Raw genomic sequence first — 9,265 nt, 5'->3', positions numbered from 1 at the left:
AAATTTAATTCGCTTGTGCGGGCGCTGAAATTTAACCCCGCCGCGGCTACATCATTTCGCCGCTTTTGTGCTCGTGCTCGGTATAGGTTACCGGAATATCCTTCTTGCCTTTTCCCGGTGTATACACTCCCTCTCCGCGTTTGAAAAGAAGCTCGATACCTTCGTCGTTCGTAAGCATTATACCGCTTGCGGAAGCCGCGCGTTTAAGATTATGCTTTTTACCCTTTTCATCGGTTAACACGCCCGTTGCGAACATATCGTTCGAGCTAAGGCTGATGCGCTTATCTCCGGTGTCTCCTAGCAGAAATACGATCGTATGCGCTACAGACTCTTGCTTTTGCTGTGGAGCCGTATTGGCCTTAGGTTGGTTGCATCCGCTTAAAATCGCGATTGCCGCTAATGACGAGAATACAATTCGTCTCATTTTTTCTCCTTTAAAAAAAGTTCGCGAATTATATAGCCAAAAAGTAAATCCTAGATTTCGCGACTTTTTATTTAATCAAAAATTAACCCAAATTTAGTAAAATTCCAGCTGAAAACATCCCAAATAAGGAGAACCTTATGGCAGTAAAAATCGCAATCAACGGCTTTGGAAGGATCGGTAGGTGCGCGGCTAGAATTGCGCTAAGCAGGGACGATGTGGAGCTTGTGGCGATCAACGATACCGCTAAGCGCGAGCTTACGAGATACCTGCTTCAATACGACACCGTTCACGGCGAGTTTCGTAAAAAAGTAGAAATTCTAAGCGACGAATGCATAGCCGTAGACGGCAAAAAAATCCGCGTCTATTCCACCAGAGAGCCTGCGGAGCTTGATTTTGCGGGCGATAGTGCAGAAGCTGTGCTGGAATGTACGGGTGCATTTTTAACGAGCGAAAAATGCAAGCCGTTCATAGATAACGGTATCGGCGTAGTCGTAATGAGCGCACCTGCCAAGGATGATACGCCTACTTTCGTAATCGGCGTTAATGAGGGCGCTTATGCAGGACAGCGCGTCATCTCAAACGCTAGCTGCACCACTAACGGTCTGGCTCCGATTGCAAAAATTCTAGACGATGAGCTTGGTATCGAAAAGGGTCTGATGACGACCATTCACGCCTATACACATGGACAGAGTCTAGTCGATGTAAAAGCCAAGGACTTCCGCCGTTCGCGTGCTGCGGCTCTTAATATCGCTCCGACTACGACGGGCGCGGCAAAAGCGATTAGCAAGGTACTTCCGCAGCTAAGCGGTAAGATGCACGGACAATCGGTGCGCGTGCCGGTGGCTAACGTTTCGATGGTTGATCTAACGGTGCTAACGCGCAAGCAGACGAGCGCCGAGGAGCTAAACGAAATTTTCCGCCGCTATGCCGCTAAAGAGATGAAAGGAATTTTGCTCGTAGACGACGATAGCCGTGTCAGCAGTGATTTTTGTACTTCAGAATACTCCAGCATCGTAGCTAGCGACTGCACGCAGGTAATTGACGGTAATCTTATAAAAGTGATGAGCTGGTATGACAACGAGTGGGGATATAGCGAGCGCCTCATAGATTTAGCCTTATATGCGGCAAAAAGAAGGAAATAAGATGGGCGAAATTCTTTCGATTAAAGATTTGAAATTTAAAGAGGGCGCGCGCGTTTTTATCAGGTGCGATTTTAACGTGCCGATGGATGAGTTTTGTAATATTACGGACGATCGTCGCATCCGTTCGTCTATCCCTACGATTAAATATTGCTTAGACGAGGGCTGCGCGGTAATTTTAGCCAGCCACTTAGGACGCCCGAAAAACGGATACGAAGAAAGACTTAGCCTAAAGCCTGTGGTAAAGAGGCTATCTAGGCTTTTGGAACGCGAGATAAAATTTGTCTCTGATGTCGCGGGCGAGGAAGCCATAGCTGCGGTAAATTCGCTTAAAAAGGGCGAAGTGCTTCTGCTGGATAATCTGCGCTTCGAAAAGGGCGAGAGCAAAAACGACGAAGCACTAGCTAAGAGGCTCGCAAGCTACGCGGAATTTTATATCAACGATGCTTTTGGCGTATGCCACCGCGCGCATGCTTCGGTAGAGGCGATTACGAAATTCTACGATGAGGCGCATAAGGCGGCGGGATTTTTGCTACTAAAAGAGATAAAATTCGCCAAAGACCTTATTAAAGATCCTGCGCGTCCTTTTGTAGCCGTAACGGGCGGCAGCAAAGTAAGCGGCAAGCTTCAGGCGCTTAAAAATTTACTTCCTAAAGTCGATAAGCTCATCATCGGAGGCGGCATGGCGTTTACCTTTTTAAAAGCCGTCGGATATGACATCGGCAAATCTTTGCTCGAAGAGGATCTAATCGAGGAAGCAAAAAATATTCTCCGCAATGCTCGCGAGCTTGGGGTTAAAATTTATATCCCCGTCGATGCCGTCGCAGCTCCGCAATGCTCGCAAGACGCCGTTACAAAAAAGGTTACCGTCCAAGAAATTCCAAGCGATTGGATGGGACTAGATATCGGACCTGCAACTGTAGCGCTTTTTAAAGAAGCCCTAGACGATGCACAAACGATCTGGTGGAACGGACCGATGGGGGTTTTTGAGATCGATAAATTCGCTCGCGGTAGCCTACATATATCGCATGCAATCGCAGATAGCGACGCCACGACCGTAGTGGGCGGCGGCGATACTGCAGATGTCGTCGAACGCGCTGGTAACGCCGACGATATGACTTTTATTTCTACCGGAGGCGGTGCGAGCTTAGAACTCATCGAAGGCAAGGAGCTGCCGGGCGTGCGAGTGCTTACCGCTAAAACGGAGCTGCGATGATACTGGCGGCGAATCTTAAATGCAACCATACACGCGCTAGCTTTGAGCAGTACGCTAAAGCTTTAGATGGGGGCTTAGCGGGCGGAATTTCGCGCGAGGATGAAATTTTGGTTTTTCCTCCTGCTAGCGCATTTTGCGCGAGGGTGAAAAATTTCACCCAAGGTGCGCAAAATTTCTATCCTGCCGCGCACGGCAGCTTTACGGGCGAGATCGGCGGCGATATGCTGGCGGAATTCGACATCAAAACCGTTCTTATCGGACACAGCGAGCGGCGCGCCATTTTGGGCGAGAGCGCGGAGTTGATAAAAGAAAAATTTAGTTTTGCCGCAGCACGCGGCTGGCGCATCGTCTTTTGCGTCGGCGAGGATGAGGCGGCATTTGCGCAAAACCGCAGCGAGGAGTTTGTAGCGACACAGCTTGAGGGTATCGATCTGAAATATTCGAGCTTAGTACTAGCCTACGAGCCCGTATGGGCGATCGGCACGGGCAGAAGCGCGCAGTGCGAGCAGATCGAAAGAATGCTAAATTTCTTGCGTGCTAAAAGCCCCGCGCCGCTACTTTACGGTGGCAGCGTGAATGCTGAAAATATCGCAAAAATTTGCGCGATAAGAGGTTGCGACGGGGTGTTAGTGGGTACGGCGAGCTGGGACGCCTCTAGCTTTTTGGAACTTATTAGCGCGTCATCTCGCTGACGTCTTTAAATGATTTCGTAAATTTCGCCCTGCGACAGGCTACATGCCTGGTCTTGGGACGAAATTTATTTCAAAACATTTAAATCCGCCTAGCGATATTTCCGCTTGTCGATTTGCGTTTTGACGGCGATTGACTTCAAATTTAAGTTGCAAAATTTTAAGTCGCCTAGTCTAGCTTTGCGATATTGCCGCTATCAAATTTGGTTTCAAATTTGGGTTGCAAAATTTTTAAGTCAAATTGCGCAGGATTTTTCGCTTAGTCAAGGCAAAATTTAAAAAATAAGCGGAGCGAACATATGGTTCGTGAGCATTATTTTTTAAATTTTAACGCAGAATAAGTAGAAAAAGCCAAGCAAAAATAGAAAGGAGAAATAATGATTTTAAAAGGCAAAAAAGGTCTCATCGTCGGCGTCGCTAACGCCAAATCTATCGCTTACGGCATCGCCGAAGCTTGCCACGCACAGGGTGCGCAGATGGCGTTTACCTACCTAAACGACGCGCTAAAAAAACGCGTAGAGCCGATCGCGGAGGAGTTTGGGAGTAAATTCGTCTATGAGCTCGACGTAAATAACCAAGCCCATCTAGACGGTCTTGCGGATCGCATCAAAGTAGACCTAGGCGAGATAGATTTCGTCGTGCACGCGGTAGCCTATGCGCCAAAAGAAGCGCTAGAGGGCGAGTTTGTAAACACTAGCAAAGAAGCCTTTGACATCGCGATGGGTACGAGCGTGTATTCGCTGCTAAGCCTCACGCGCGCGGTGCTTCCGGTGTTAAAAGAGGGCGGCTCAGTGCTCACGCTAACCTACCTCGGAGGGCCGAAATTCGTGCCTCACTACAACGTAATGGGCGTCGCAAAAGCGGCTCTTGAAAGCTCGGTGCGCTACCTAGCACACGACCTTGGCGCTAGAAATATCCGTGTAAATGCGATCAGCGCGGGCCCGATCAAGACGCTTGCGGCAAGCGGCATAGGCGATTTTAGGATGATTTTGCGCTACAACGAAGTAAACAGCCCGCTAAAACGCAACGTCACGACGCATGACGTCGGCAACAGCGCGATGTACCTACTTAGCGATCTAGCTAGCGGCGTGACCGGCGAGGTGCACTACGTCGACTGCGGCTACAACATCATGGGTATGGGCGACGTAGCCACCGACGCCGAGGGCAACACGATCTTCGCGTGGGATGCAGCCAAGACCGAGTAAAACGACACGTAAAAAAGGCTAAATTTGACGCGCGCAATTTTTTACGACGATAGTCATAGACGGATAGCAGAGGGCGGAATAGAGGGCATCGCCGCCGTTTTGCGAGGTGATGATGAGGCCGAGAAAGCCTCGCTCTTGTTGTGTCTAGATTATTACCTTGATCCCTACTACGGCTGCACGCTGGCGCATGAGAGCGAAATTTTCGCCCTTTTGCAGGAGCTGCTTCTGAGCGAGCGCTCGCAAGCTATCAGAGACGATATTTTGCAGCTTCTGGGCGATTACTGCGGCGATTTTAGCGTGCTGCGAAGCAGGATTTGCGAGGCGTCCGGCGAGATTTTGCCAGACATTAGGCGCTTGATCCAAGGATAAATTTAACGACCGGCGCGCTTTCGTGCACGGTAATTGCGCCGCGGCGAGCGGTAGCGAAATTTGCCGCGCCTCCGCGCACGCCCCTTTTGCCGCGAAAATACGGCAGCGTAAAATTTAAAAGTTGAAAGCGGCAATGAAAACCTTGGATGAGCAAGGAGCTCGATCTAGCGAGCATACCTAAAAACGGCATGGAGATAGAGGATTATTTCATAGCTGTTTTTAAAAAAAAGCGGCAAAAACCGCCAGGAAGGAGCTTGATGAAAAAGGATTATATCTGCGTATTCGACTGCGAGACGATCCCCGACGTAGCGGCGCTGGTGCGGGTGCTGGATGAGGATGCGATCGCGAGCTGCTTCGAGCCTTTCGATAAAAAAAGCTTCGCAAAGCTTCTTGACGCGCGGGTCTCGCAAAAAATTGGTAGCGAGAAGCAAAACGCGTCTTTAAATTTTGCTGTAAATTCGGCGGAGCAGAATTTTAAAATAGAAAATTCCGAGCAAAATTCCGCACCTCAAAATTTTACGCAACAAGATACTGCGCCTCAAAGCTTTGCAAGTGAAAATTCTGCTGAAAATCTCGCGCAGGGAAATTTTACGAGCGAAAATTCCATGTCGCAAAATACGGCGCCTAAAAATTCCGCATCGCTAAATTTAACCTACGATGATACCGCGCCTCAAGGCTCCGCGGCACAGAGCTCCGCGGTAGAAAATTCCGCGCTCCAAAGCCCTGCGCCTCAGAATTTCGCAGCGGAAAGCTCTACGCTACAAAGCTCCGCATCCGAAAGCCAAAATAGCAAAAATCTCGCTTCAAATTCCGCGCAAGATCTCGCGTTAAACGCGCTAAATTTTAAAATTTACGGCGAGCAGCCGATCTTTAACGCGGATAAAAGCAAAATTTTAAACCACAAATTGCTCTCGCTTAGGGCGATGGAGATTTTCAAAGAAATAACCGGCAGCGAATTCCTGCCCGTCTGCTTCCACCGCGTCGTTAGTATTAGCGCCGTGATGGCGGACGGATTCGGCAGGTTTTTGCGCGTCTCGACGCTTGATGGCGAGAACGAGCGCGATAAAATCGCAAAATTCCTAGCCTTCATCGAGGATTTTAATCCGCGGCTCGTGAGCTTCAACGGGCGCGGGTTCGATCTGCCGATGATTATGGCGCGCGCGATGCGCTATGATCTAAGCGCCGCGGCGTATTTTGAGACGAACGATCGCGATAACAACAAGAGCAAATGGGAGAACTACCGCAGCCGCTACGACGGGCGGTTTCATCTGGATCTGCTCGATCACATCAGCGATTTTGGCGCCGTTCGCGGGCTCAAGCTCGATCATATCTGCGCTAGCGTGGGCTTGCCGGGCAAATACGACGTGCACGGCGATCAGGTCTTGCAGCTGTATTACGCAGGCGAGCAGGCCAAGATCGACGAGTACTGCAGATCCGACGTACTCAACACCTACTGGCTGTTTTTGAAATACGAGCTTTTGCGCGGCAAGATCACCAAGGACGACTATCTAAATTACATCGCGGTGATGGGCGAATTTTTGCAAAAAGAGTGCGCGGGCATGAGCTATACGCCCGTTTTTTGCGATTTCATAGAAAGGGAGCTGGCTGCATATGCGAAGTGAAATTTTTAAAATTTTAAAAGGCGCGGTTTTGGGTGCGCTGTTTTTGCTCTGCGGCGCGGTCGCGGACGAGGCTAAATTTAAACCGATGCTGCTTAAAGAGTACGTCCCCGGCATGAATATCACGGGCTGGGTCATCAGCGAGAAGCTAGACGGCGTGCGCGCGATCTGGGACGGCAAAAATCTGCGCTCCAGGCGCGGCAAGATCATAAACGCTCCCGAGGGCTGGAGCGCAGGCTTTCCGCCGTTTTTCGTGGACGGCGAGCTATACACCGCGCGCGGAGAGTTTGAGCAGCTCGTCTCGATCGTCTCTTCTAGCGTGCCCGATGAGCGGTGGAGTAGGGTGAAATTTTACGCGTTTGACCTGCCGAAGGAGCAGAAAAACCTTAGCGCGAAGATGGAAATTTTAAGAAATTTTATCGCCTCAAGCGGCGCGCAAAATTTACTCATCGTGCAGCAAACTCCGGTAAGCACGCACGCCGACGTGCAGGCGTATTTTGATCGCGTCATCGCCGCAGGCGGCGAAGGCGTCGTGCTGCGCGATCCAAACGCGCTTTATGAGAGCGGGCGCAGCGATAAAATTTTAAAATACAAAAAGACGCACGATAGCGATTGCAAGGTCGTAAAAATCAACCTGGGCTACGGCAAAAACGAGGGCAAGATGGGCTCGCTTAGCTGCGTGGATCTACGTAGCGGGGCGAAATTTAAAGTAGGCACGGGCTTTAGCGACGAAATGCGGGCAAATCCGCCTAAAGTGGGCACGATCATCACCTATCAATACCAAAATTTAACCCGTGAGAAAAAGCCGCGCTTCCCCGTATTTTTGCGCGTGCGACCAGCGATTTAATCTAAGGGGCTATAATCGCATATTTTGATAAATTTGATCCGAAGGAGAAGAGATGAAAATTTTAATCACAGGCGGCGCGGGATACATCGGCAGCCACGTCGCAAAGGCACTTTTAGAAGCGAACCGCCACGACGTCGTCATACTGGATAATCTTTGCAAAGGCTCTATGCGAGCGATCGAGGCGCTTCGCAAGATAGGCGAGTTTGAGTTCGTGCAGGAAAGCCTGGAAAACATCCCTGCAATCGAGAAGCTTTTTAAGCGCGAGAAGTTTGATGCGATCATTCATTTTGCGGCGTTTATCGAGGTTTTTGAAAGCACGCAAAATCCGCTAAAATACTATCTAAACAACACCGCCAACGCGATGAATTTGATCGCGCTTGCGAACAAATACGGCGTGAAAGACTTTATCTTTAGCTCCACTGCGGCGACCTACGGCGAGCCGGACATCCCGCAAGTAAGCGAGGAAACTCCGCAAAATCCGATCAATCCGTACGGCAGAAGCAAGCTGATGGTCGAGTGGGTGCTAAAAGACGCGGCAGCGGCAAATCCGAATTTTAAATATGGAATTTTGCGCTATTTCAACGTCGCAGGTGCCGCAAGCGATGGCACGATCGGGCAAAACTACCCGAACGCGACTCATCTTATCAAGGTAGCTACTCAAACTATCGTCGGCAAGCGCGATAAGATGAGCATTTTCGGCGATGATTACGACACCAAAGACGGCACCTGCATACGCGACTACATCCACGTAGAGGACCTCGCAAGCGCGCATCTGGCGGTGCTTGATTATCTGCAAAGCAATGATAGCGCGGTCTTCAACGTAGGATATGGCACGGGCTTTAGCGTAAAAGAAGTCGTCAATGAAGCTAAAAAAGTAAGCGGCGTGGATTTTAAAGTGCAGATCGCTCCGCGCAGAGCCGGCGATCCTGCCTGCCTCATCTCAAATGCGGATAAAATTCGCACCAAAACTTCGTGGCATCCCGAGCACGAGAGCCTGGATGAGATCATCCTAAGCGCGCTTAATTGGGAAAAGAAGCTCTAGGTTCTAGCGTGAAAGTGCGATTTGAAATTTTAAAATTTTACTCCGCCGCGTTTAATAGCGGCGAGCAAAAGGAAGCCTTGTTTGCTTAAAATTCTAAACGCCCCCGAAACCGCGCAGCGCAAGCTCGGCGTCGTGCTATCGTATGTGAATATCTTTGTTTCTACGATACTTACTTTGGTTTATACGCCGTTTTTCCTGCGGGCGCTGGGGCAGAGCGAGTTTGGGCTGTATTCTTTAGCTAGCAGCGTTATTGGTTATTTAGCGATTTTGGATTTGGGTTTCGGCAACGCCGTGACGGTCTATACCGCTAAATATGCCTCAAGCGGCAAAGTGGAGCGCATGCATAAGCTGCACGGCACGATTTTTAGCGTGTATTTAGTGATGAGCGCGGTGGTCGTGCTTGCAGGAGCTGCGCTGCTAGCCAATCTGCACGCGATTTTTGGCGCTAAGCTAAGCGCTAGTGAGATGGGCGAAATTCGCATTATGCTAATGCTACTAACTGCAAATTTAGCGATTAGCTTTCCTTTTAGCATCTATTCGTCGATCCTTACGGCGCATGAGAATTTCGTATTTATCAAGCTAATTGGGATCTTTCGTACGATCGCTCTGCCGCTAGCTGCGGTGCCTGCGCTACTTTTGGGATATAAGGCTATCGCGATCGTAATCATCGCTACGGCGGTAAATTTAATCTGCGTCGCGGCAGATTTCATCTATT

10 protein-coding genes are annotated in these 9,265 nt (G+C 49.7%); 9 read left to right on the top strand and 1 reads right to left on the bottom strand.

All coding sequences use genetic code 11. The features are described from left to right. Positions 1-46: 46 nt before the first annotated feature. Positions 47-424 (bottom strand): hypothetical protein, encoded by a 378-nt coding sequence (locus tag Q0095_RS05935; RefSeq protein ID WP_297882266.1) that lies wholly within the window; start codon positions 422-424, stop codon positions 47-49. Between the two features lie 137 nt (positions 425-561). Between Q0095_RS05935 and gap the strand changes: the two genes are divergently transcribed. From gap to Q0095_RS05890, 9 genes are all read left to right on the top strand, one after another. Further along, positions 562-1,566: a type I glyceraldehyde-3-phosphate dehydrogenase gene (gap, locus tag Q0095_RS05930; protein ID WP_297882263.1), complete on the top strand. Its 1,005-nt coding sequence runs from the start codon at positions 562-564 to the stop codon at positions 1,564-1,566. A 1-nt stretch (position 1,567) separates the two neighbouring features. After that, positions 1,568-2,779, top strand: coding sequence for a phosphoglycerate kinase (locus Q0095_RS05925; protein WP_297882261.1), 1,212 nt, complete (start codon positions 1,568-1,570; stop codon positions 2,777-2,779). After that, complete coding sequence (locus Q0095_RS05920) at positions 2,776-3,471, top strand: triose-phosphate isomerase (RefSeq protein ID WP_297882259.1); 696 nt, start codon at positions 2,776-2,778, stop codon at positions 3,469-3,471. The genes Q0095_RS05925 and Q0095_RS05920 overlap by 4 nt, the downstream gene beginning before the upstream one ends. 374 nt (positions 3,472-3,845) lie before the next feature. Beyond that, positions 3,846-4,673, top strand: a complete 828-nt coding sequence (fabI, locus tag Q0095_RS05915) for an enoyl-ACP reductase FabI (RefSeq protein ID WP_297882257.1) — start codon at positions 3,846-3,848, stop codon at positions 4,671-4,673. A 24-nt stretch (positions 4,674-4,697) separates the two neighbouring features. Next, positions 4,698-5,042, top strand: a complete 345-nt coding sequence (locus Q0095_RS05910) for a hypothetical protein (protein WP_297882255.1) — start codon at positions 4,698-4,700, stop codon at positions 5,040-5,042. Between the two features lie 146 nt (positions 5,043-5,188). Beyond that, a complete protein-coding gene (locus Q0095_RS05905) occupies positions 5,189-6,664 on the top strand; it encodes a ribonuclease H-like domain-containing protein (RefSeq protein WP_297882253.1) in 1,476 nt (491 codons plus the stop codon). Next, positions 6,654-7,508 carry a DNA ligase gene (locus Q0095_RS05900; protein ID WP_297882252.1) on the top strand — a complete coding sequence of 285 codons (855 nt, stop codon included), beginning with the start codon at positions 6,654-6,656 and terminating at the stop codon, positions 7,506-7,508. Before Q0095_RS05905 ends, Q0095_RS05900 begins: the two co-directional genes overlap by 11 nt. A gap of 52 nt (positions 7,509-7,560) precedes the next feature. Further along, positions 7,561-8,550, top strand: a complete 990-nt coding sequence (gene galE, locus Q0095_RS05895; RefSeq protein WP_297882250.1) for a UDP-glucose 4-epimerase GalE — start codon at positions 7,561-7,563, stop codon at positions 8,548-8,550. Between the two features lie 81 nt (positions 8,551-8,631). Further along, a partial coding sequence (locus Q0095_RS05890; protein ID WP_297882248.1) for an oligosaccharide flippase family protein occupies positions 8,632-9,265 on the top strand: 634 nt, incomplete at its 3' end.

Source organism: uncultured Campylobacter sp., assembly GCF_938045535.1.
GTDB lineage: Bacteria > Campylobacterota > Campylobacteria > Campylobacterales > Campylobacteraceae > Campylobacter_B.
Note: the sequence above shows the minus strand (reverse complement) of the source record. Positions and strands in the feature narration are given on the sequence as shown.